General features: G+C 32.3%; 15 protein-coding genes. 10 read left to right on the top strand and 5 right to left on the bottom strand.

All coding sequences use genetic code 11. From position 1 onward, the window contains the following. Nucleotides 1-327 precede the first annotated feature (327 nt). Nucleotides 328-1,137 carry a hypothetical protein gene (locus RH98_RS05595; RefSeq protein WP_026038759.1) on the bottom strand — a complete coding sequence of 270 codons (810 nt, stop codon included), beginning with the start codon at nt 1,135-1,137 and terminating at the stop codon, nt 328-330. Nucleotides 1,138-1,361: 224 nt separating this feature from the next. Between RH98_RS05595 and RH98_RS05590 the strand changes: the two genes are divergently transcribed. Both RH98_RS05590 and RH98_RS05585 read left to right on the top strand, forming a co-directional pair. After that, nucleotides 1,362-7,484, top strand: coding sequence for an alpha-2-macroglobulin family protein (locus RH98_RS05590; protein WP_010251452.1), 6,123 nt, complete (start codon nt 1,362-1,364; stop codon nt 7,482-7,484). A gap of 138 nt (nt 7,485-7,622) precedes the next feature. Continuing rightward, complete coding sequence (locus tag RH98_RS05585) at nt 7,623-8,495, top strand: pirin family protein (RefSeq protein WP_010251450.1); 873 nt, start codon at nt 7,623-7,625, stop codon at nt 8,493-8,495. 104 nt (nt 8,496-8,599) lie between these two features. Here RH98_RS05585 and RH98_RS05580 read toward each other — a convergent pair whose 3' ends face one another. Continuing rightward, complete coding sequence (locus RH98_RS05580) at nt 8,600-8,956, bottom strand: NINE protein (RefSeq protein WP_010251448.1); 357 nt, start codon at nt 8,954-8,956, stop codon at nt 8,600-8,602. Nucleotides 8,957-9,247: 291 nt separating this feature from the next. Between RH98_RS05580 and RH98_RS05575 the strand changes: the two genes are divergently transcribed. Then, a complete protein-coding gene (locus RH98_RS05575) occupies nt 9,248-9,799 on the top strand; it encodes a hypothetical protein (RefSeq protein WP_010251446.1) in 552 nt (183 codons plus the stop codon). Between the two features lie 58 nt (nt 9,800-9,857). Here the strand turns inward: RH98_RS05575 and RH98_RS05570 are convergent, their stop codons facing one another. After that, complete coding sequence (locus RH98_RS05570; RefSeq protein ID WP_010251444.1) at nt 9,858-11,885, bottom strand: M3 family metallopeptidase; 2,028 nt, start codon at nt 11,883-11,885, stop codon at nt 9,858-9,860. Nucleotides 11,886-12,008: 123 nt separating this feature from the next. Between RH98_RS05570 and RH98_RS05565 the strand changes: the two genes are divergently transcribed. Both RH98_RS05565 and RH98_RS05560 read left to right on the top strand, forming a co-directional pair. Beyond that, nucleotides 12,009-13,085: an acyl-CoA dehydrogenase family protein gene (locus RH98_RS05565; protein WP_010251442.1), complete on the top strand. Its 1,077-nt coding sequence runs from the start codon at nt 12,009-12,011 to the stop codon at nt 13,083-13,085. 94 nt (nt 13,086-13,179) lie between these two features. Then, a complete protein-coding gene (locus RH98_RS05560) occupies nt 13,180-14,244 on the top strand; it encodes an acyl-CoA dehydrogenase family protein (protein WP_010251441.1) in 1,065 nt (354 codons plus the stop codon). 393 nt (nt 14,245-14,637) lie between these two features. Here RH98_RS05560 and purE read toward each other — a convergent pair whose 3' ends face one another. After that, the gene (purE, locus tag RH98_RS05555) at nt 14,638-15,123 is read right to left on the bottom strand and encodes a 5-(carboxyamino)imidazole ribonucleotide mutase (RefSeq protein WP_010251439.1); all 486 of its coding nucleotides are present in this window, start codon (nt 15,121-15,123) and stop codon (nt 14,638-14,640) included. A gap of 3 nt (nt 15,124-15,126) precedes the next feature. Continuing rightward, complete coding sequence (locus RH98_RS05550; protein WP_010251437.1) at nt 15,127-16,281, bottom strand: 5-(carboxyamino)imidazole ribonucleotide synthase; 1,155 nt, start codon at nt 16,279-16,281, stop codon at nt 15,127-15,129. Nucleotides 16,282-17,507: 1,226 nt separating this feature from the next. On the opposite strand from RH98_RS05550, the gene hpt reads away from it, so the two are divergent. The 5 genes from hpt to RH98_RS05525 all read left to right on the top strand — a co-directional run bounded on the left by hpt (nt 17,508) and on the right by RH98_RS05525 (nt 22,616). Beyond that, the gene (hpt, locus tag RH98_RS05545; RefSeq protein ID WP_010251435.1) at nt 17,508-18,041 is read left to right on the top strand and encodes a hypoxanthine phosphoribosyltransferase; all 534 of its coding nucleotides are present in this window, start codon (nt 17,508-17,510) and stop codon (nt 18,039-18,041) included. A gap of 30 nt (nt 18,042-18,071) precedes the next feature. Continuing rightward, entirely contained in the window at nt 18,072-18,647 is a 576-nt protein-coding gene (locus tag RH98_RS05540; RefSeq protein ID WP_010251433.1) for an adenylate kinase, read from the top strand. Nucleotides 18,648-18,730: 83 nt separating this feature from the next. Further along, nucleotides 18,731-19,732: a GTPase ObgE gene (gene obgE / locus RH98_RS05535; RefSeq protein ID WP_010251431.1), complete on the top strand. Its 1,002-nt coding sequence runs from the start codon at nt 18,731-18,733 to the stop codon at nt 19,730-19,732. 147 nt (nt 19,733-19,879) lie between these two features. Then, nucleotides 19,880-22,198 (top strand): putative monovalent cation/H+ antiporter subunit A, encoded by a 2,319-nt coding sequence (locus RH98_RS05530; protein ID WP_010251429.1) that lies wholly within the window; start codon nt 19,880-19,882, stop codon nt 22,196-22,198. Continuing rightward, complete coding sequence (locus RH98_RS05525) at nt 22,179-22,616, top strand: Na+/H+ antiporter subunit B (RefSeq protein WP_026038757.1); 438 nt, start codon at nt 22,179-22,181, stop codon at nt 22,614-22,616. Before RH98_RS05530 ends, RH98_RS05525 begins: the two co-directional genes overlap by 20 nt. The last annotated feature ends 11 nt before the right edge of the window (nt 22,617-22,627 follow it).

Here is a 22,627-nt window from a genome sequence, read left to right as displayed (position 1 = left end):
ACTAGCTGTAGCTATTATTTTTTATCCAAAAAATAATAGCTACAGCTAGTAGTAATATTGATATTCCAATAATAAACCAAGTTAACTTTTCGTTCATATTAGTATTTTATTAAGATTTATACTCTATAATGTCATAAATAAATATCAAAAATAGAAATTAATACATTGTTAACCTACGTTCGATTAATGTTTAATAATGCATAATAAATGTAAAAATACGCATATTTTGGTATCTGAAATTTAAATATATAAAATATTTTTACTTTTTTTATGTATTAATATTAATTGAACTTGGGGTGATAATAAGATTCCTCCATTTTTTATTTATTACAGTTTTAAATTTGCTGGATTTGACATAGAAGCTAAAATCATCGCAGGATTATATTTTTTTGTATTGTACAAGAACCATTCTTCGCTTCCGCTATTTTGGTAGTAAAAACATATTTCTCCGACAACGATTTTGTAGGCTGGCGTACTGATATTATTAATTATTGTTGGTAATAATGAAATCATTTTATCTTCAGCAAAGAATTCTAACTCAATTATTGGACTGCATTCTGTAATCATATTTACAATGTTAACAATTGAAGTGGAGTAGAGTCGTAATACTGCTCTTGTGCAGTTTGGAGCAAATATAACTTGTTCTAAAGGATAGAAATTAGGAATTGAAATCTCTATAGTTGTATCATTATCCTGTTCAATCAAAATAGGAAATAAAACCACATCTTTAAAATTCTTATTCTCGTTAAATTCAAAACCTTCTAGGTCCTTCATACTTGTATTAAAGGGATCACGCATTCCATTTTCTATCGCTAAGTTTTTCTGAAAACACTTTCTTATTGCTGAGTTTAAGCGATTGTGCATTTTGGAATCTTGTTTAAAGTTCAAGAAATAATTAATTCCAACTCTTAATAATGCGGAGAATTTTGAGGTAATTAGAAATTCACGATTGTTACTTGTTAGTTTACCTCTTTTATTTCGTCTGTTAGGACGCGTTTGTATTATTTGCTTCCCTAAATAAGTCCTGGTGTATAATGCCCCTGTTATGCCTTTTACTACACCGTTCTTTGCTATTTCTGCCATAATGATTTGATTGGTAATGATTAATATATCTAGTAGCCACAATATTAGTGCCATAATGATGGTGCGTTGGTACTTAGGTGATCCCACAATGATGCCGCATTATTAGATGGTTTTAGCGGCATCATTGCGGTATCATAGCGGCATCAATGCGGCATCACTCACTTTAGTTTTAGGAAAATATTGTAAAAAAAGTATTAAAGGATAAGCGTAAATATGTGAATCTTACATGTTAATTTTTTATTTATTTTATAAAATAAGAGGAATTAATAGATAACTTTATGCAAAATAAATATGTAACTATGAAAAATTGGAGTTTATATTTGATACTGTTAGCACCAATAGTTGGATTTGGACAATCCCCTAATTCTCAAATTAAGGAATTGTGGGAGACAGTATCAAAGAAAGAACAAGAATACGAGGTAAAAAGTATTTCTCCTGAGATAAAACAAATACTAGATTTGTCGCGCAAGACAAAGGATTATCCTAGCGTGTTAAAAGCGCTGTTTTATCAAGCTCGAATAGATATCACTACCAAAGATGATGCTGATTTTAATATCAATGAAGTTTTTGCAGAATTTAATAAAGAGCGCAAGAATGCATCGGGTCTTTATGTTGGTGTGATTGATATGTATTTAGGTAAACTTTACGATTTATATAAAAATGCTAATTTATATAAGTTAAGTAGCAGAACTGAATTAGAAGCTGGTGATGCTAAAGATGTTCGTTTTATGACTTCTGGGCAACTTCAATCGCTTATTAATACATCATACGATGAGGCGATTAAAATAGCTGAGAAGCACCCTAATGTTTTGGTCAAAGAGTGGAAAGATTTGTTCAGTTACGATACTAATTCTAGTATTGACTTTACAAATTATACGTTGTATGACGCTTTTCGATTAGATTATGCTAATGCACTATTAAGCGGAAATAATCAATTCTTTAGTGAAGAGGAACAGGATGCCAGAAGAGAGAAAGCATATCAACTAATTAATGCGGTTAAAGAAGATATAGCTAAACGCAATAATGTTGACTTAAAAGTTTATACTGCATTGTTTGAGTTAGAAATACGTAGTGATTGGTCAAATAGCAATAAGTATGAAAAATATAATGAGCTAATAAAGGAATATCCTCTAAACTTATCTATTGCTCATTCATATGGTCAATTTTTATATAGACAATTTAATGAAACAGATGAGAATGATCCTTTAAAAGTAAGTGGTGCTGAGGTATTAAATTATTTGGATAAGGTTGAAAAAACTTTTCATTCTAAGGTAGAGGCATCAGAATTAAAATTTGCTTCAGATTTAAGAAAGTTAATGACGAATCCTAGTTTTGATGTCAACACATCAGAATATATGGGTGTGCATGAAATAGCTCCTCTTTATGTGGGCTATACCAATTTAGATAAGGTATATGTACAAGTAGTAAAAATTGATTCACCTTCGCCTTCCTTTAATTTTAAGTATGATATCCATGAGAAAGAGGGGTATGAGTATGTGGCTACAGATGAAAAAGTGGTAGATAGCTATGTTTTACCTGTTAGTAAATACGAAGATTATAAAAGACATACGACAAGGGTAGCATTACGACCATTAGAAATGGGTAGATATGCTATTATGGTTAGCAGTGCACCATTTGATCGACTTGAAAAAGATAAGGATGTGGTAAGTTATGTGACAGTAAATGTTTCAGACAATGTAATTGTAGTAGGCAATAAAAAGTTACGTGCCTATAATCGAATTACTGGTAAGCCTTTAACTAACCAGCGCATACGTGTAACAAATGGAGATAAAGCAAGTACAAATAAAAACTTTTGGGAAACTGTAATCATTACTGATGATAAAGGGGAACATGAGATTGGGTTTGATATGAAGTCTTCCACACGTTTTTATTCTATTGAAAAAGAAGATATTTTTTATAGTAAATACTATTATAAAAACAATAATAGAGAAATAGATAACACGCAAGTAGAAGCAAAGCTGTTTATAGATAGAGGAATATATAGACCTGGGCAGGCAGTTTATTTCAAAGGTATCTTTACAGAGGTGAAGGGACTTGATGAATATTTATTGACAGATAAGAATTTTACTGTAGAGTTATATGATGCAAATAGAAAATTAGTTTCTTCTCAGCAATATGTAAGTAATGAATTTGGTTCTGTGCAAGGAGCATTTGTGTTGCCATCATCTGGAGGATTAGGGAACTATTTTATTAGTGTTAAAGACATTAATAGTTATAAAAATTTTAGTGTAGAAGAATATAAGCGACCTAAGTTTGAAGTGAAATTTGACAAGGTAACAGGTAGTTATCAATTAGGAGATAATGTTGTAGTCAATGGAGAGGCAGTATCTTTTGCTGGAGTTCAGATTGATCAGGCAAAAGTTACTTATACAGTTAGTCGTATTGCTACCTATCCTTTTTTACCTTGGTATAGAAGTTTTTCAAGACCTTATCAAAATCCTGAGTTAATTGCAATAGGTGAAGCTGTAACTAATCAAGAAGGGAAGTTTACTGTCGATTTTAAAGCTATACCTGCGACTAATAAGATTGATAAAAATGATCCTCGTACTTATCGTTACGTAATTGAAGCTACAGTAACAGATATTAATGGTGAGACACATTCTCAGACCACTAATGTTGTTGTTGGAGATAGAGGTGTGATGCTTAATTTAAATGTAAAAGCGAATGTAAAATCTACTGAACTGACTTCAATTGATATTTCAACAACAAATTTGAATGGTGAGAAAATAAATGCAAAAGGAGAGCTTTCAGTTTATGAATTAAATGCACCTCATCCTAAGCGATTATTAAATAATGCTGCTAGACAGACTGTCGAAAAAGAGTATTATTCGTATGATGAGTTTGTAAAATTATTTCCTTACCTACCTTATGGAAAAGAATTAGATTTAAGTACTTGGGTAGAAGGCAAGGAAGTATTTAAAGCTAGTTTTAATACTGCAGATTCTAATGAGATTAGTTGGAAAGGAGCGTCTTCACTAAAAAGTGGTGCTTATGTTTTAAAAGGATTTGTCTTTGATAAAGATGGTGAAAAAGTTAGTGTAGAACAACTTATTAAGGTGACGAATGAAAATGAGAAGAATACTAAAGTTTACGATTTAGTAAATGTTGTCTCTTCTAATAAAATATACAAAAAAGGTGATACTGCTACCTACTTGATTCAGTCAGCTGAAGAGGATACGTACCTTATGATAAGTGTACTATCTAAAGGAAAGACGATCGAAGAGAAGAAATTAAAAATAGGAAAGAAACCTTATAAATATGAAGTTTCTGTAAAAGGACAGGACAATATTGACATCTATTTTACAGCTGTTAAACACAATTTTTATCAAGAAGTAAAAGAAAGTATTCTTGTTGATAATAAATTAGAACAGCTTGCCATCAGTGTCAATTCTTTTAGAGACAAATTAACTCCTGGTGGAAAGGAAACATGGTCTTTAACAATTTCAGGAGAACAGAAAGATAAAGTTTTAGCTGAAGTTTTAGCAGGAATGTATGATGCGTCTTTAGATCAATTTGCATCAAATTCTTTTGAAGATTCTTTTGTTAAGAGAAGAAGATACTACAATAATAGTCTTGATTTTAACTATTACAATGTGTTTGATAGAATAAGTTATCCTCAAGAAATTTTAGGTAATTATATTGATTTTCAGAATATTTATTTTAATACTCCTTTGACCTTAGATACTTTCGGGGTGCAGTTTTCATTTTATAAAGGAGATAGGTCTTTCGGGCATGTTCGCATCGGAAGTAAGAGTGCAAGTTTGAATAGTCCAGTAGTGATGGAAGAGAATAATAAAGTTTCAGAAGATGCATTATCTCCATCTGCAGCTGGGAAAATAGCTGTTCAGGGAATTAGTTCGCAAGATAATGATGGTTCTTCGCTCTATGTCGTGGATGGAGTGATTAAAGAAACTTATGACATGAATTCTAGTGACATATTAGAAGTTACTATTTTGAAAGGTAGTGAAGCAACTGCTCTGTATGGAAATAGAGGTGCAAATGGTGTTGTAATTATTACTACAAAAGCTGGTGCTCTAGCTAACTTAACTGCAGTTCAATCAAGAACAAACTTGAATGAGACAGCGTTTTTCTTTCCACAGTTAACGACAGATGCAGAAGGAAATGTAAAGTTTGAATTTACAGCACCAGAAGCATTGACACAATGGAAGTTTATGGCTTTTGCTCACAGTAAAGATTTGGGAAGTGGCTATATTGAAAAAACAGTAGTTACACAGAAAGATCTTATGGTTATTCCTAATATGCCACGTTTTTTACGTCAGGGTGATGAAGTGATTATATCTAATAAGACAAGTAACTTATCTAAAAGGGATATTAAAGGTACTGTAGCATTATTGTTTTTTGATGCCTTTACGATGGAACCTATCGATGCTTTATTTTCAAACACTGATAATGTCAAGTCTTTTGAAATTAAGAAAGGAGAATCTGTTTCTACTACATGGAATGTAAAAGTTCCTGATAATGTGCAGGCAGTTGTCTATCGCGTAGTTGCAAAAGCTGGTGAGTTTAGTGATGGCGAAGAATCTGCATTGGCTGTTTTGTCTAACCGTATGATGGTTACAGAGTCAATGCCTATGTTTATTAAAGAAGGGCAGAAAAAGAAATTTACGTTTGATAAGTATTTACAGCAACAATCTGCTTCTAGTGATAATTTCAAATTAACATTTGAAATGACAACTAACCCTATGTGGAATGCTGTCTTTGCATTACCTAGTTTGAGAGAGAATACGAACAGTTCGAATTCAATAAGTATTTTTAGTAAGTTTTATGCTAATGTAGTTTCTACTTCTTTGATTAATAGTAACCCTCGTATTAAAAGAGTTTTCGAAGATTGGAATACACGTAATCAATTAGTTTCTCGCTTAGAACAAAATGAAGAACTTAAATCTATATTGATAGATGAAACTCCTTGGGTAAGACAAGCAGAAAGAGAAGAAGAACAAATGAAGCGTATTGCTTTGTTGTTTGACCTTAATAAAATGCAGTTAGAGCAAAAAGAAACTTTTAATAAGTTGCTTGAAATGCAAAATAACGACGGAGGTTTTAGTTGGTTTAATGGTGGTAGTTCAGAATTACATACTACTCAATCAATAATAAAAGGTTTAGGTATTCTTAAAAAAATGGGGATGCTTAATACTGAATCAGTTGGTGAGTATAAAGAGTTCTTAGCAAAAGCGATACAATTTGTAGATGAACAACAATTTGTAACTTATCAGAGTACTTTAAAGAACAAGAAGAATGCTACTATTGCTCCAATTAACTTGAATTATTTATATGCAAGAAGTTTCTTTAACGACGAGTTTAAAATAAAGGAACAATATGCACCTATGATGAATTATTATTTAAGTAATTTAGAAAGTGCAGCTATTGAAGGAAATCTTTATAGTAAAGCTATGCGTGCATTAGTGGCTAAACGCTATGGTCTAGATAAAGTAGCGAATAAAACATTAAAAAGTATTTCAGAAATTGCAGTCGAATCAGATGAAATGGGAATGTACTGGAAAGAGAATACTGCAGGATGGTATTGGTACAATAGCCCTATTGAAGTACAAGTGCTAATTATGGAAGCTTATAGCGAGATAAAAGGCAATGATAATAAAGCAATCGATGAAATGAAAGTTTGGTTGTTAAAGAACAAACAAACAGTTGCTTGGAATTCTGACAAAGCTACTACTGCCGCTATCTATGCATTGCTAAACTTAGGTAAATCTTGGATAGATTCAGAGAAGGGATTATCCGTTGCTATTGGAGGTGAATATTTAGATATTGCTAAAGATGCTCAAATGGGAAGTGGTTATGTGAAAGAGTCTTGGTCTAAAGGTGAAATGAATCCATTGATGGGTACTGTAGAAATTGAAAAGACTTCTCCTGGTATAGCTTATGGAGCTATGTATTGGCAATATTTTGAAGACCTTGATAAGATTACAACTGCAAAAACAGGAGTACAGTTTAACAAAGAGTTGTTTTTAAAGGTTGCTACTGATAAAGGCGAAGTACTTAGAAAAATTACTACTGATACCCCAATTAAAGTAGGGGATAAAGTAACTGTTCGTCTTGAAATTATCACTGATAGAGATATGGACTATGTGCATATTAAAGATATGAGAGCAAGTGGATTTGAACCTATCAATGTTTTCTCAAGATATAATAGAAGAGGAGAGTTTAGCTATTATGAAGAAACTCGAGATGCAGCTACTAACTTTTTCGTTTCAACACTTAGAAAAGGTAGTTATGTTTTTGAATATGATTTAAGAGCTAATACTGCTGGTTATTTCTCAAATGGAATTACTACATTACAAAATATGTACGCTCCGGAGATGAATGCTCATAGCGAAGGAATAAAAGTAGAGATTAAGAATTAATAGAAAATTCTTTTTACAATTATAAAAAAGGGACTTACAGATGTAAGTCCCTTTTTTGTGAGAAAGTATTTCTTGTTGTAGGTTAAGTGATTAACTAGTGTTCTGGTGGTAAATTTGTTATACAAAAAAGGAGAAATTATGAAAACAAGAATGATTAAACAAATAGTAGCACCACAGCCTGCACATTTTGTAGGGGATGGTTTTAGAGTACATAATTTTATACCAAGCATGCCAAATATGGATATGCAGCAAATGGATCCTTTCATTATGCTAGACTATAATTCAAAATTTGTATTCCCACCTTCACAAACACCTAAAGGAGTAGGAGTGCATCCACATAAAGGTTTTGAGACCGTAACTATCGCTTATAAAGGCAAAGTAGAACATGGTGACAGTAGCGGTGGTGGTGGCGTTATTGGAGAAGGAGATGTACAATGGATGACTGCTGCCTCTGGAGTATTGCACAAAGAATTTCACGAAACAGAATGGAGTAAAAAAGGCGGTGAGTTTCAAATGGTTCAACTTTGGGTAAATCTAAAAAAAGAAGATAAAAAAGGACCTGCCAAATATCAAGCAATAGAGAATGCCACAATGGCGAAATATACATTGCCTAATGATCAAGGTTCAGTAGAAGTCATTGCTGGTGAATATAATGGAGTTAAAGGATCAGCATCTACATTTTCCCCAATCCATATGTATAACTTAAAAGCAAAATCAGGATTAGAAACTAAGTTTGCATTTCCTAGCGGATATACCACTTTGTTATTAGTGCTAGAAGGAGAAATAAAGGTGAATGGTTCATTAGTAGCTACAGATCATGTGGCACATATGGAACGAGAAGGAGAGGAGTTTACTGTTGAGGTAACGAAAGATGCTGTAGTGCTTATTGTATCTGGCGAACCTTTAAGAGAGCCTATCGCTCACTATGGTCCGTTTGTTATGAATACAAGAGATGAGTTAATACAAGCTGTAGATGATTTTAATTCTGGGAAGTTTGGTGATCTGTTATAATTGTATTGGGGATAAACATCAAGAATCTATAACAAGAATAGCAATAAAAATAGAGGAACCCATAACTATGAGTTCCTCTATTGTTTTAATTCACAATCTAATATTTATGAATTTAATAGTTTAGATTTTTGTTGTACAAACTCAACTTCTGTTAGAATACCTTGTTCTTTAAGATGGTTTAAGCGTATTAATTGATCAGTAAGATTATCTTCTTTAGCATTGTTAATGATTACGTTATTTGCATTGGTGTTCACATTATTGTTTGAGTAAGCATGCAAACGACGATTGTACTCACTTACTTGACTTCCTAAGGTAAATAGATCAATGAAAAGTCCTAAACCAAAAAATCCAAAAGTAAAAAGATAAAGAATTCCCATTCCTACTTTGTCTAGGTAAAACTTATGTGCTCCTAAGAACCCCAAAAAGAACCAAAGTAAATAAGCTGTGCCTGTTGATTTCATATTATTAATATTGTTGTGTTGTTATTAAAAAAATGCGATATGAGAATTTTTAATATTCAAACTCTCTTTATAAGTCGCTTTTTGTGAATTTAAGCAAATATAAATAATTATGTTAAATTATTTAAGAAATAATTGGTCTAAAGTTTTGGTTATCTGTGTTTTTTACTGAAATATTTTGTCAATTTATATGTAAAGAATAAAAAAATGTTCTCCCTATTTTTAGTGAATTTAAGTTGTGACTGTATCAATGGAAGTGCTTTTCGTATACATTTGCTACTATAAATTTGAGGTATGAAAAAAATAGTATTTGCATTGATGTCGTTGGCTCTTCTTACAGTTAGTTGTAAAGAAAAGGAGGTAGAAGCACCAGTAGTTGTAGAAGAAAATAAAATAGAAGCTACAACAGAACAAATAGAGGCTAAAGAATTGAAGTTTTCAGCAGAAAATATGGATAACTATATGGCTTCTGAGGATAAGATGATGGTGTCTTTAGGCAATAATGATGACCAGCAACGCTTGCAAAAAGCAATACAGATTATAGGTAATTATAATATTATCTATGATGCAGAAGATGGTATCGATAATTATAAGACAGATGCGGCTTTCTTAAAACAAGTAGGTGGTAAAACATTTAAAGAAGTATGTAAGGTAGCGGAAGATTACTTAAAAGCAGATCAACAACGCGAGTTGGATCGTATTAAAGACTTATTAGGCACTATTAAAGACCCTAAGTCAGCTTCGGAGGCAGAGAAGTATAACGAAGCTCAAAATGACCTTGAAGAGGCTAAAAAGATGCCAATCACACTTGATGCTTATGAGTATAGTGAGGAATGTTTTTTATAATAGGATATAGAAGTAAATAATTAGGGCTGTCAATATTTTGACAGCCCTAGTTGTTTGATTATAGTAACCCTGCTCTTTTTAATAAAGCGTCAGGAGTAGGTTCTTGCCCTCTGAATTTTTTATATAAGTTCATTGGATGATCAGTTCCTCCTTGTGATAATACATTATCTTTAAATTTAGTAGCGACCTCTTTATTGAAGATACCATTTTCTTTAAAGTAAGCGAAAGCATCAGCATCTAATACTTCAGCCCATTTATAACTGTAATATCCTGAAGAGTATCCACCTTGAAAAATATGTGAGAATGATGTACTCATAGCATTCTCTTTAACATCAGGATACTGAGCAGTTAGTTTAAACTGTTCGGTTTCAAATTCTTTTAAATCCTTAATAGTCGATGGATCTTGACCATGCCATCCCATGTCTAGTAATCCAAAGCTCAATTGGCGTAAGGTAGCTATACCTTCTAGAAATGAAGCGCTCTCTTTAATTTTGTTCACCAACTCCATAGGAATGATTTCTCCTGTTTGATAATGTTTAGCGAATAACTCTAAAGCCTCTTTTTCGTAACACCAATTTTCTAATACTTGACTTGGTAATTCCACAAAGTCCCAATAAACATTAGTACCCGAAAGACTAGGGTAAGTCGTATCTGCTAGCATACCGTGTAATGCATGCCCAAACTCATGGAATAACGTTGTTACTTCATTAAAAGTTAATAATGAAGGTTTCGTAGCCGTAGGTTTAGTAAAGTTGCAAACGATAGAAATATGTGGTCTCTCATTGATACCATCTTTGATGTATTGATTTTTAAATGAGGTCATCCATGCTCCATTTCTCTTTCCTTTTCTAGGGAAGAAGTCAGCATAGAAGACAGCGATAAAATCACCATTTTCATTTGTTACTTCAAAAGTCTTTACATCCGAGTGGTATTTATCAATATCTTGAACTTCAGTGAATGTTAAGCCATATAATTTATTCGCAACTTGAAATGCTCCGTCTAAAACATTTTCTAATTGGAAATAAGGTTTCAATAATTCATCATCTAAATTAAAGCGCTCTTGCTTTAGTTTTTCTGAGTAGTATGCACCATCCCATTTTTCTAAGTGATCAAGATTGTCTGCTTTTTTTGCAAAAGCACTTAACTCTGCAAATTCTTTATCTGCAGCAGGTTTTGCTTTTGCTAGTAGTTCGTTTAAAAAGGCGTTTACTTTATCTGGATTTTGTGCCATGCGCTCTTCTAATACAAAATGAGCATGTGTAGCATATCCCAATAGATTAGCTCTTTCATGGCGAAGTCTTACAATCTTTAAGACATTTTCTTCATTATTATGTTCGTTGTCTTGGAAAGCTTTCTTACCAGCTGCAATTGCAAGTTCTTTTCTTAACTCACGATTATCCGCATATGTCATAAATGGGATGTAGCTAGGATAATCTAGTGTGAATATCCATCCCTCTTTACCTTCTTGTTCAGCTAATGCTTTGGCTTCTTCAATAGCACCTTCTGGTAAGCCTGCTAAATCTTTTTCATTTGTAATATGTAATTGGTATTTATGCGTTTCAGCTAAAACATTTTCTCCAAACTTAAGTGCAGTTAATGAAAGTTCTGCATCTATTTCGCGTAGTCTGTTTTTTTTGTCTTCAGACAATAGTGCACCATTTCGAACAAAACTTTTATAATTTTTAACTAATAGTGTTTTTTGTTCAGTTGTTAGTTCTAGGTTATCAATTTGGTCATATACCGATTTTACTCTTTTAAATAATTCTTCATTCAGAGAAATATCATTTCCTAATGCAGATAACATAGGTGCTACTTCCTGTGCTATTTTTTGCATCTCGTCATTGGTCTCTGCAGAATTAAGATTAAAGAATATGTTTGATAAAATGTCTAACTGCAAACCTGAGTAAGCTAGTGCTTCAACAGTATTAGCAAATGTAGCTGGTTCAGGATTATTTATTATGGCATCAATTTCAGCTTTTGTATTTTCTATTTCTTTTTCGAAAGCAGGTTTATAATCTGCTGTATTGATTTTTGAAAAAGGAGCAGTATTGTATTTTGTGTTAAATTTTGAATTCAATATTGACATAATAAAATGATTAATTTTAAGTAAAAATAATGGTTTTGAGTGTATTCTGTAATAAATATATTGTTAATTATATTATTTTTTGATATTTTAATTTATATTTTTGATTTAATAAAATACTATAATATGATTCATATATCTGATTCTGATCTTGCTTTATTAAAGTCTGAAACAAAGATAGGGGAAAGTTTAGGAAAACTAACTGAAGAGCAATTGGAAGTTATCTATCGAAATCGCTTGTTCAATATGTTTGTTCCCGAAGAATATGGAGGACATGGTCTAAATTTAGTTGAAGGTCTTTTGTTAGAAGAACAATTAGCTAGAATAGATGGGAGTTTAGGATGGACTATTACTTTTGGAGCTGGCGCGAATATGTTTGTTGGCTATTTAGATAGCTTTTTAGCAAAGATGATTTTTCAAGATAAAAAAGTTTGCTTTGGAGGAAGTGCTATGCTTGATGGTATTGCAAAAGAAGTAAAGGATGGATATATTATAAATGGATCTTGGAAGCATATTGTAGGAATAACGCACAGTACAATATTAACTGCAAATTGTCATATTGAAAGAGATGGTGAATTACTTTTTGACGATAAAGGTGCACCTATCTATGAGTCTTTTTTCTTTTTTCCCAGAGAGATTTCTATTGTGAAGGATTGGAAAACTATGGGACTTGAAGCCTCAGGGAGCCATTCTTTTAAGGTTGTCAATCTGAAAGTAAATAAGAATAGGGTTTTTGTTATTCAAAGTGATAAAAGAGTCATTGACTCTACAATGTATAAGTTCCCATTTGCTCAATTTGCAATATTGACGCTTACTGCTAATCATTTGGGAATGCAAGAGCATTTTCTAGAGGAATTAAAGCGTTTTTTTGATGGAGAGATACAAAATCAGTTCTTTAAATTTAAAGATGAATTGTATTATAATTATCTTGATAAATTTAATGCACGCAGAGAACAGTTTTATGATTTAGCACAAAAGGCTTGGGATGAGGTAGGATCTAATGGTGTAATGTCTGAAGCAACAGAAGAAAAGATAGATGTATTATGTAAGGCTTTAGTACATAAAGGGCGAGCTTCAATTCTAAATGTTATGCCTTATCTTGGAATTTATGCAGTAACAGGAGCTAATGAGATGAATAAGATTATAAGGGATATTTTGACAGCAAGTCAATTTAGTATGCTGCTACCCGATAGTTTAGAGTAAGAAGTTTATTATAAAATGGAGACCTTGTTAGATATCTAATGAGGTCTTTTTTGTTTTAATACATTAGCTTTGTAGAACAACAAAACAAGCTAATATGAAACAATATATAAGTGACGCAGATATTGGAATACTGAAAGATAATGTAAGTCAAGCAGAGAAACTAGGTCACCTTACAGATCAGCAATTAGAAGTGCTTTATAACGCTAACCTTTTTAATCTATTTGTACCTAAGCAATATAATGGATTAGAACTTGACTTTATTGATGCCTTAAGGATAGAGGAACTGTTAGCTAGTATAGATGGTAGTTTGGGCTGGACAGTTACATTGTGCAGTGGAGCTAATATGTTTGTTGGTTTTATCGATCCAGAAGAAAGTGAAAAAATATTTAGTGATAAGAAAGTATGTTTTGGAGGAAGTGGTAAAGTAAATGGTGTCGCTACAGAAGAAGGAGATTACTATATTGTGAATGGCTCATGGGATATTGTTACTGGATTACGCCACTGTACTGTATTTACCGCTAACTGTCATATAAAGATAAACGGAGAGTTACAGTTCGATAAAGAAGGCAAGCCTATTTATCAATCTTTCTTTTTCTTGCCATCAGAAGTCACAACTAAAGATAGCTGGAATACATTAGGTTTTGTGGCTACGGGTAGTCACACTATCGAAGCTAAAGAATTACGCATATCTAAAACACGTAGTTTTAACATCACAAGTGAAGCATGTACTATAGATTCTCCATTGTATAAATTTCCTTTTTATCCATTTGCGAAGTTTACCCTTGCAGTAAATCAATTGGGTATGCAGAGGCATTATCTCGATGAGGTAGCCCAGTATTTTGAACAACTAAAAGGAGGTGCTTATGAACAATTTCAGACAGCATTATTAGCTAAGCTAACTACTGCATTTGATAAGCGTAAAGAGAACTTTTATTCATTAGCTGAGGCTACTTGGTTAAAAGTAAAAGAAGGTGTAGAACTAACGGAGTCAGATCACTTAGAGATAAGTAATCTGTGTAGTGATTTAGTGTTTCAAGGTAGAGATGAGGTGATACAGAGTTTGCCTTATTTAGGAATGAACGGTATAAGCAATGATTCTTCTATTAGCAGAATAGTCAGAGATATCCTCACAGGGTGTCAACATAGCCTATTTTTGTAATTACTAATTACGCTGAGGTTAATGGACAAGTAGACTTATCAATTGGATATATTAACAAGTTAGGTAGTTTAGATATTTAATTACCTCTAAGATGGTGGAATAGTATTTATGGCTATTGCTTCGGCTGTGTAAAGTGTAATAACTTCCTAAGTTGACTAGCTAATCTTTACTTTGATAGATTTTTGATTGCTATTTATAGTAAATTAAAAGCTTTTCAATTGTATGATATTAACTTTTTAATTCTACGAATAGAGAGTAATAGAAGCTATATTGTTAAATAAGCTTATCCTATCTCAATCAGGGTAATTGCGTTAAGTTTTTCAGGTATTAAGTATCAGTGCTAGTAGTTAGTAATTAGCTTGGGTAATCGTAATTATTAATGAAATAAAGGGGCTAAAGCCCCTTTATTTCGTTTGCTGCTTTTAGTACAGCTTCTCTTAATCCATTTTTATATTCTACCATCTTATTTAGTAGCTCTTCGTTTTGACTACCTAAAATCTGTAGAGCTAGTAAACCTGCATTCTTAGCGCCATTAAGAGCTACTGTAGCTACAGGTACACCGCCTGGCATCTGTAAAATAGATAGTACACTGTCCCATCCATCAATAGAGTTACTTGATTTAACAGGAACTCCGATAACAGGTAGTGGAGACATAGACGCTACCATACCTGGTAAGTGTGCTGCTCCACCAGCTCCAGCGATGATCACATTGATACCACGTTTATGAGCATTAGAAGAGAAATCTACTAATTTCTCAGGTGTTCTATGAGCTGATACGATATCCACTTCTACTTCTACACCGAACTCTTTGATAATATTAATTGCGTCTTGCATTACGGGCATATCTGAAATACTACCCATTACAACTGCTATTTTCATAATTTATTTGCTTATTACTTTGATGGTTTCTTTTACTTGTTGAGCTATTGCTCTTGCTTTTTCCATATCAGGATTAACTATAGTGACATGACCCATCTTACGAAATGGTCTTGTCTCTCGTTTGCCATAAATATGAGGTGTTACCCCATCTATCGATAGGATATCTTTCATTCCTTCATAAAAGACTTGTCCTGTATACCCTTCTGCACCTACTAAGTTTACCATTACACCAGCAACTTTGCTATCGGTATTGCCTAAAGGTAAATCAAGAATTGCTCTAATATGTTGTTCAAATTGGGAAGTATAACTAGCCTCGATAGAGTAGTGACCAGAGTTATGTGGTCGGGGTGCTACTTCATTTACTAATATTTCATCCTCTTCAGTCTGAAACATTTCTACAGCAAGTAAACCTACATGATTGTATTTCTCAGAAACCTTTAATGCCAATGCACGTGCTTTATCAGATACCACTTGTGGGATACGAGCAGGACATATAACATATTCAACTTGATTAGCTTCAGGATGAAACTCCATTTCTACAACAGGGTAAGTTATTATTTCACCTGATGCAGAGCGCGCAACAATTACTGCAAGTTCATTTTTAAATGGAATCATTTGCTCTATGATGCATTCCGCATTTGGAAGAGCATCTATATCTTCAAAGTTTCGAACAATCTTAACGCCATTTCCATCGTATCCGAATCTTGCTATTTTCCATACAAAAGGGAAACTTATATTCTGCTCTTCAACATAAGTTTTTAATGATGAAGTATCGTCAAATCTTTTATAAGGAGCAGTAGGAATTTGGTGTTGCGTATAGAAGTCTTTTTGTTGTCCTTTATTTTGAATAAGTTTTAAAGTAGATGGAGAAGGATAGGTTTTTACACCTTCACTTTCTAACTTTTCTAATGCTTCTAAATTTACATTCTCTATCTCAATAGTTAGTACATCTACAGATTTACCAAAGTTGTAAACAGTATCAAAATCCAATAAGTCTCCTTGGGTAAATTGATGTGCACCAAATTGTGCAGGTGCTTCTTTACTAGGATCTAGAACATTAGTTGCTATATCAAATTTACGTGTTTCGGTTAATAGCATTTTACCTAATTGTCCTCCTCCTAATATTCCTAAGCGGAAATCAGTTGAAAAGTAATTCATTGTGTTGTTGTATAGTTATTGGGCAAAGATAAATTAAAAAAATGTTTTGCCTTAATGATTAGTTTGTGATTATAGAAAAAAGAGAGGTAATTGTTAATATTAAAGATTATTAAGATGAGGTCGTCTTACTATCGCTCATCTAATTCATTACAGCTGTTTTCTTTTTAAAGCTTTTAGAAATTAATATTTTAATTATTCAGAGGTCTTTTTTGAATAGAAGTGTATAAAGGCATATGTGGAATACTTGATTCCACATATGCCTTTATCACTATAGAGGATATGATTTTTTCAACAGTGCGTCAACAGTTCTTCAAGATTCCTTCAATAACCAGCCCTCTATATGGAGCAATCATGGGGAAGTGTTGAAGAAGTGTTGAAGGATTTAGCTCTAATGCTTATGAATACTGGCTTTAGCAAGCATTAAGATTTTACCTTAAAATGGTTGTTTTTAAGGTAATGTGTTGTAATTTAGGTAGATATGTTTTTTTAGGATTAAAAAAAGTGAGGTGGTTTTTTGTTAGGTACGCGATGATTAAATGGCACATTATCGAGCTGGATGGTATAGGATTTTAAGGCTTTTATCTTTATAGAACTAAAGGGATTTCAGAAAACTAAAAAGTTATGATGAGTTCAATTAATCGGACGGTAGGGTATCTATAAAATCTACTTTTTCTCTTGGAGAAATATAAAATTACTTTTTTGTTGAAAAAGGAATAAAAAGAATAAAATAGTTTTGATTACTATGTAATAGTTTCTTTATTGATATAAAAATAGGTTTAAGTCAATAATTTGTTGTGATATATTTATTTGTAGCGTTTATTGTTGTTTTATTTATTTTTAATAAAGTTATAGAAAAGTTAATAAAAAGTTTTATAGTTAAAAAAATTAACCTATTTTTGAGAAGGTTACATGAATGAAATTTGTTTTTAAAACATAAAAATATTGAAGATTAATCTCAACGATAGAACTTGACTTTGGTTTTAGAGTTAGATTGAATTAGTTTGTTTTAGGCGTAGCGCTGGGAAGTGCTACGCTTTTCTATTGTAATTGTTTCTTTTGGTGCCTAAATTATATATTGCTAAAAAAGATAAAATGAGATGTATATTTCTTGATATAAATAAAATAAAGTAGTAAAAGTTTTCTATTTACTTGGTATTTCGTTAGATTATATAAGAAGAAAGCGTCTATATTTTTGTATATTTGCAAATTACTAATAACACAGCACAATGGAAATAAAAGTCTTAGATAAAACATTTGTTCCCTTCATTTCGGAAGAGCGCATTCAAACTAGATTAAAAGAAATAGCTCAGCAGATTCAAAAAGATATGAATGACGAAGTACCTGTTTTTATTGGTGTTTTAAATGGGTCATTTATGGTTATATCTGATTTAGTGAAGCACTATAAAGGCGCATGTGAAATGAGTTTTGTAAAAATGGCTTCTTATATTGGTACGCAATCAACTAATCAAGTTAATCAGTTATTAGGATTAGATATTGATGTAACAGACCGTACAGTTGTCATTATAGAGGATATCGTTGATACAGGAAATACTTTAGTCGCTTTGAAAAAGCTTTTTGATCAACATAGACCAAAAGAAGTTAAAATTTGTACGCTTTGTTTAAAACCAGAAGCATATACAAAAGATATTCCTCTTGACTATGTGGCTTTCGAAATAGAAAACAAATTTATTGTAGGCTACGGAATGGATTATGATAAACATGGTCGTAATCTACCAGAAATATATCAAATTAAAGAATAAATACACTAACAGGATAAACATAAAATAATAATGATTGCAATAGTTTTATTTGGAAAACCTGGTGCAGGTAAAGGTACACAAGCAGAGTTTTTGAAAGAAAAATATAATTTAACTCATATATCAACAGGAGACGTTTTTCGTTTTAATCTGAAAAATGGTACTGAATTAGGTAATCAAGCAAAAGTATTCATCGATAAAGGAGAGTTAGTTCCTGATGAAATTACAATTAATATGTTAGCAAACGAAGTTGCTAATAATATGGATAAATCTGGTTTTTTGTTTGATGGATTTCCTAGAACTATACAGCAAGCAGAAGCTTTAGAAGCTTTGTTAAAAGAAAAAAATATTGATTTCGTTGGTACAATAGGTATTGATGCAAATGACGATATTTTAGTGGCTCGTATTTTAGAAAGAGGAAAAACGAGTGGACGTAGTGATGATCAAGATGAGCAAAAAATTAGAAACCGTTATACGGAATATAATGAAAAAACTGCTCCATTGATTAATTATTATACAGAGAAAAATAAATATACAGCTGTAGATGGTATTGGTTCAATTGCGGAAGTAACAGAACGCTTAGCTAAAGTTATAGATACTTTAATTTAATAGTATCTTAGATTAGCTAAAAAATATTATTTTTGCTGCCATTCTTTTGCAAAGTGTGAAAGGATATAATTAAATAAGAGAAAATGACTGAAGGGAATTTTGTCGATTACGTAAAGATATATGTTGCTTCTGGAAAAGGAGGTAAAGGTTCTACACACTTACACCGTGAAAAGTTTATTGAAAAAGGTGGACCAGACGGTGGAGATGGAGGTCGTGGAGGACACGTATATATCGTGGGAAATGAGGGCTTATGGACTTTGTTTCACTTGAAATTTGCACGCCACATTAAAGCTGGACACGGTGGAGATGGAGGAAGTTCTCGTAGTACTGGAGCTGACGGAGAAGATAGATACATTGAAGTACCATTAGGAACTGTTGTAAAAGATAAAGAAACTGGAGAGATTCTATTTGAAATAACTAAAAATGGTGAAAAAAGAATTGTAGCTGAAGGTGGTAAAGGTGGTTTAGGAAACTGGCACTTTAGAACTTCTACAAATCAAACACCAAGATATGCACAACCTGGTCTTCCTAGTCAAGAATTAGATATTGTCTTAGAGTTAAAAGTTTTGGCAGATGTAGGTCTTGTTGGTTTTCCTAATGCAGGTAAATCTACATTATTATCAGTCTTAACATCAGCTAAGCCTAAGATTGCAGATTATCCGTTTACTACTCTAAAACCTAACTTAGGAATTGTGGCTTACAGAGATTTTAAATCTTTCGTTATAGCAGATATTCCTGGGATTATTGAAGGTGCGGCAGAGGGTAAAGGATTAGGACATTATTTTCTACGTCATATAGAGCGTAATTCTACACTATTATTTATGGTGCCAGCGGATTGTGACGATATTAAAAAAGAATATGATATCTTATTAGATGAGTTAAGAAGGTATAATCCTGAAATGCTTGATAAAGATAGATTAGTTGCGATTACTAAATGCGATATGCTTGATGATGAATTAAAGAATGAGTTAAAGCAACAATTAGATAAAGAATTTGAGGGCATCCCTTATTTGTTTATCTCTGCTTTAGCAAATCAAGGATTAGTAGAGTTAAAAGATAAGCTTTGGCAAATGCTTAATAAATAAAAGAAAACAGAACTTTTTGAATAAGAAAGTTCTGTTTTTTTTTACTGTAATTCCTCTTTTTGTGCATCTTATAATTTAGTGTGTTATTTTTTTTTGTATATATTTACCTACAATCTTTATAAATATAAAAAGAGAATCATATTAAGTATGCTTATAGTAATTTTACTGACGTTTGTATTTGCTTTCATTGCCCTTTTTATGGGAAAGCATTTACATTCAAAATATTCGGGATTAACTTCCTTACTTCCTTTCTCAATTTTTATTTATCTTCTTACGTTTATACCCATAATAAAAAATAATTCTGAAGTAATCTATAGGACTTCATGGGTTGAGTCAATGGGAATTTCTTTAGATTTTAAAATAGATGGACTTTCCTTATTATTTGGCTTGCTTATATCAGGTATTGGTACCTTAATTTTCCTATATACTTCCTCTTATCTGAAAGGACATCAATATTTGGATAGGTTTTATTGTTATTTGACATTGTTTATGGGAGCAATGCTCGGCGTAGTAATGTCTGATAATCTAATAACATTATTTATTTTTTGGGAATTAACGAGTATAAGTTCTTTCTTTCTTATTGGATTTAATAATGAAGAGGAAGAGTCTAGAAAAAGTGCCTTATGGGCTTTATCTATTACTGGATTAGGTGGTTTCTTTTTGTTAGGTTTTAGCGTAATCATAAATAGTCTTGTTGGGACTTATTCAATAAGTGAATTACTGACTTATAGTGATGTGATAAAGGGCAGTTCATTTTATATTGTAGCTATTGTCTTTCTGTTTGTAGCTGCATTTACTAAGTCTGCACAGTTTCCATTTCACTTTTGGTTGCCAGGTGCGATGAAAGCTCCTACACCTGTTTCTGCTTATTTGCATTCAGCTACCATGGTAAAAGCGGGTGTGTATCTAATTGCTCGTTTTACACCTATCTTAGGAGGTGAATTTTATTGGAATAATACTTTGCTAATTGTTGGTGGAATAACCATGATATATGGCGCTTTTCACTGCATTTTTAGGAAAGATATGAAAGGTATCCTTGCCTATTCAACAATCTCGGCTTTAGGTATGTTGATGTTTCTATTAGGAATAGGAACAGCATTAGCAATTCAGGCTGCTTGTGTATTTATAGTAGTACATGCATTGTATAAAGCTGCTTTGTTCTTAATTACAGGAACAATTGATCACAGTCTACATACTCGAGATATAAATGTATTGGGAGGATTGAGAACATTAATGCCGTGGCTTGCTGTATCAGGTATTATAGCAGCGTTATCTTGTGCGGGGATTCCTCTAACATTTGGGTTTATTGGTAAAGAATTAATTTATGAAGCTGCTCTTGATTATCCTATACAATCCTTAGCGATTGTTGTCGTGGTAGTGGCAGTATTGACAAATGTATTTCTATTGTGCTCTGGATTATTGGTAGGAGTTAAACCTTTTTTTGGAAAACTTGAGGTAAGTTTATGCCACTATCATAAGCCAGATACCTACTTGTGGATTCCTCCTTTAGTACTTTCTTTTTTTACTGTACTTTTTGGGCTATTTCCTAGTTTAATATATGACGGAGTGATTTTTAGTATGACTTCTTCTGTGGTAGGAGAGGCGATCGATATGCCTTTAGCTATTTGGCATGGCTTTAATGAGGCGTTTATGTTAAGTTTAGGTACTATCATAGCGGGTATATTAGTTTATTTATTTGTAAGACGAAGAAAGAATATGTTGCAAAGTTTACATCGATTTGATGGCATTGCACCTGAGAATATTTTTATAGCTTTTGCAGAGCGAGTAAGAAGGCTAGCCTATAGATATACAAGTTTGTTTCAAAACGGCTATCTAAGGGGGTATTTAATGGTTATTATTTTGTTCTTTATTGGTTTAGTAGGTTACAAATTATTTAAAGATGTTCCATTACAAGTAAATACAACTGGGTTATCGGAGTTTAGGGTATATGAATTAATAGTTTTCTTAATTACTGTAGCAGCTGTTTTATTTACCATAAATACTTCTTCTCGATTGACAGCAATTGCTTCTACAGGAGTAGTAGGATATTGTATTTGTTTGATTTTTGTTTTTTATGGAGCTCCAGATTTAGCAATGACTCAATTTGCAATAGATACTTTGACAGCGATACTATTCGTATTAGTTTTATTTAAACTGCCAGGTTTTTTAAAGTTGAGTAATACGAGATTACAAATTAGAGATGCTATTGTCTCCATTGCTTTTGGAGGGTTAATTTCATTAATTACCTTACAAGCTTTAGTATCACCTGCAGATAAAGAAATAAGCCAGTTTTATGCAGATAATGCTTATGTGCTTGCCAAAGGAAAGAATGTTGTGAATGTGATTTTAGTTGATTTTAGGGGATTTGATACTTTAATTGAGACAATAGTACTATCTATAGCAGCATTAGGAGTATTTAGTTTATTAAAATATAACGCAAAGGATGATGAAGGAACAACAGAATAAAAGAGTATTAGATTCAACAATACTTCGTACAGCAACTAATTATTTATTACCGTTGCTTATATTATTTTCAATATTCGTATTGATAAGAGGACATTATTTATCAGGAGGTGGCTTTGTAGGAGGATTAATAGCATCAATTGCATTTGTCTTGCATTCGTTTGCATATTCAACAAAGCGAACACTAAAACTGTTCCAGTTCCCACCTCGTGTTTTTATACCTATAGGTCTTAGTTTATCTATATTAAGTGGATTGTTACCTACTTTATTGGGGCAACCTTTTATGACAGGTGTTTGGTTTGCAGACTCGGTTGATGTAATTGGCTCTGTGGGGACAGCTTTATTTTTTGATATAGGTGTTTATATAGTAGTGATTGGTGTTGTTTTAACCATATTGTTTACTATTTCAGAAAGTGTATAATTACTAACAAA

This window comes from Myroides injenensis M09-0166 (assembly GCF_000246945.1).
GTDB lineage: Bacteria > Bacteroidota > Bacteroidia > Flavobacteriales > Flavobacteriaceae > Flavobacterium > Flavobacterium injenense.
This window is presented reverse-complemented; position numbering and strand designations above follow the sequence as displayed.

What these genes read in the sequence shown, in the direction of transcription:
- RH98_RS05595 (WP_026038759.1), bottom strand. Translation starts at nt 1,137, where the DNA reads ATGGCACTAATATTGTGGCTACTAGATATATTAATCATTACCAATCAA.
- RH98_RS05590 (WP_010251452.1), top strand. Translation starts at nt 1,362, where the DNA reads ATGCAAAATAAATATGTAACTATGAAAAATTGGAGTTTATATTTGATA.
- RH98_RS05585 (WP_010251450.1), top strand. Translation starts at nt 7,623, where the DNA reads ATGAAAACAAGAATGATTAAACAAATAGTAGCACCACAGCCTGCACAT.
- RH98_RS05580 (WP_010251448.1), bottom strand. Translation starts at nt 8,956, where the DNA reads ATGAAATCAACAGGCACAGCTTATTTACTTTGGTTCTTTTTGGGGTTC.
- RH98_RS05575 (WP_010251446.1), top strand. Translation starts at nt 9,248, where the DNA reads ATGAAAAAAATAGTATTTGCATTGATGTCGTTGGCTCTTCTTACAGTT.
- RH98_RS05570 (WP_010251444.1), bottom strand. Translation starts at nt 11,885, where the DNA reads ATGTCAATATTGAATTCAAAATTTAACACAAAATACAATACTGCTCCT.
- RH98_RS05565 (WP_010251442.1), top strand. Translation starts at nt 12,009, where the DNA reads ATGATTCATATATCTGATTCTGATCTTGCTTTATTAAAGTCTGAAACA.
- RH98_RS05560 (WP_010251441.1), top strand. Translation starts at nt 13,180, where the DNA reads ATGAAACAATATATAAGTGACGCAGATATTGGAATACTGAAAGATAAT.
- purE (WP_010251439.1), bottom strand. Translation starts at nt 15,123, where the DNA reads ATGAAAATAGCAGTTGTAATGGGTAGTATTTCAGATATGCCCGTAATG.
- RH98_RS05550 (WP_010251437.1), bottom strand. Translation starts at nt 16,281, where the DNA reads ATGAATTACTTTTCAACTGATTTCCGCTTAGGAATATTAGGAGGAGGA.
- hpt (WP_010251435.1), top strand. Translation starts at nt 17,508, where the DNA reads ATGGAAATAAAAGTCTTAGATAAAACATTTGTTCCCTTCATTTCGGAA.
- RH98_RS05540 (WP_010251433.1), top strand. Translation starts at nt 18,072, where the DNA reads ATGATTGCAATAGTTTTATTTGGAAAACCTGGTGCAGGTAAAGGTACA.
- obgE (WP_010251431.1), top strand. Translation starts at nt 18,731, where the DNA reads ATGACTGAAGGGAATTTTGTCGATTACGTAAAGATATATGTTGCTTCT.
- RH98_RS05530 (WP_010251429.1), top strand. Translation starts at nt 19,880, where the DNA reads ATGCTTATAGTAATTTTACTGACGTTTGTATTTGCTTTCATTGCCCTT.
- RH98_RS05525 (WP_026038757.1), top strand. Translation starts at nt 22,179, where the DNA reads ATGAAGGAACAACAGAATAAAAGAGTATTAGATTCAACAATACTTCGT.